This window comes from Streptomyces prasinopilosus (assembly GCF_001419695.1).
GTDB classification, from domain to species: Bacteria; Actinomycetota; Actinomycetes; order Streptomycetales; family Streptomycetaceae; genus Streptomyces; species Streptomyces prasinopilosus.
Genome location: NZ_LIRG01000932.1, coordinates 1 through 1329 on the forward strand (window position 1 = coordinate 1; position 1329 = coordinate 1329).

General features: G+C 75.6%; 1 protein-coding gene. It reads right to left on the minus strand.

The annotated features are described in order from the left end of the window. Positions 1-1140, minus strand: a 1140-nt coding sequence (locus AOK18_RS28700; RefSeq protein ID WP_167738756.1) for a copper resistance CopC/CopD family protein, incomplete at its 3' end; no start/stop codon positions are given. Positions 1141-1329: the final 189 nt, after the last annotated feature.

A 1329-nucleotide genomic window follows, 5' to 3' on the forward strand; every position in this document is an offset into this window, starting at 1 on the left:
CGGGAGGACCCTGGCCGTCAAGCTCGTGATGACGGCCAGGGTCCTCCCGTACGAGGAGTCCGTGAGCGCCGTCCAGGAGCCGAGGCCCCGCCAGGACTGGTAGACCCCGGTGACGACGAGGACCGTCACCGAGAGGAAGGCCAGACGGGAGAAGCGGGTGACCGTGGTGACGGGCGGCGGGGTGCCGGCGCGGAACAGGACGATGAGCAGGGCCGTGAGGCCGCCGAGCCAGCAGGCCATCGCCAGCAGGTGCAGCACGGACGAGGTCATCGCCACCGGGACCTGGATACCGGCCGAGGCGTGCTCGGCCGACGCCCACGTCAGCGCGAGGGCCACGGCCAGGACGGTGCCCGCGGCGAGCCGGGCGGGGGACGTCCTGCCGTCCGGCCCACCGCGGTCGCGCCGCGGACGGGACAGGCGCGGGAAGACCGCCGCCGCCAGGACCAGCAGGGCGAGCCGGGCCAGCAGCGCGACGCCCGGCCGCCCGGTGAGGACGCCGGTGAAGGCCGAGAGGTCGAACGCCGTCGCCGGGGACGTCCCGTTCTCGTACGGCGCCCGCAGCACGAGGAGCACCGCGGTGGACGTCAGCAGCGTCCACCAGCCCGTGACCAGCGGCGCCCGCAGCGGGGCGGTGTCCGGGGGCCGGCACAGGGCCGCGAACGCCACCGTGCCGATGAGCAGCGCGGCGGCGATGTACGCGAGGTAGCGGCCGGTGTCGTAGAGGCTCGCGGTGATCGGGTGCTCCGCCGGGTCCGCGGGTGCCGCCGGTGCGGAGGGCGAGGGTTTCCCGATGGAGAAGGTGAAGGCGCCGGAGACGGGGTGGCTGTCCGCGGAGACCACCCGCCAGGCGACCGTGTAGGTGCCGTCGTCGAGTCCGCCGGGCAGGCCGATGCGTGCGGTGTCGGACCTGCCGTCGGCGTGCTCCGGCTCGTCCAGCGGCACCCGGTGGTTGTCGGGGCTGTAGATCCGGAACGAGTCGTCGAGCAGGGCGACGGACTCCGTGAACGTCAGGGTGACGTGCCGGGGGGCGGACTCGACGACGCTTCCGTCCTCGGGATCGGCTCCCCGGAGCGCCGCGTGGGCGCTCGCCGGACCGGCACCGCCGAGGAGGATCAGGACCAGCACGGTGCCCAGCAGCACCAGCCCCCGAAGCCGCCGGGCTCCACGACCGGACGCCACACGGTCACGGGTCCCCCGACCGAGCGCGCCGCGACCGGACGTGTCACGGCCGGACGTGTCACGGCCGGGGACACCGCGGCCGGGGACACTGCGGCCGGGCGTGCCGTGGTCCGTCGTCCGGCGGACCGTTCCGCCGCCCCGTCCGCCCGC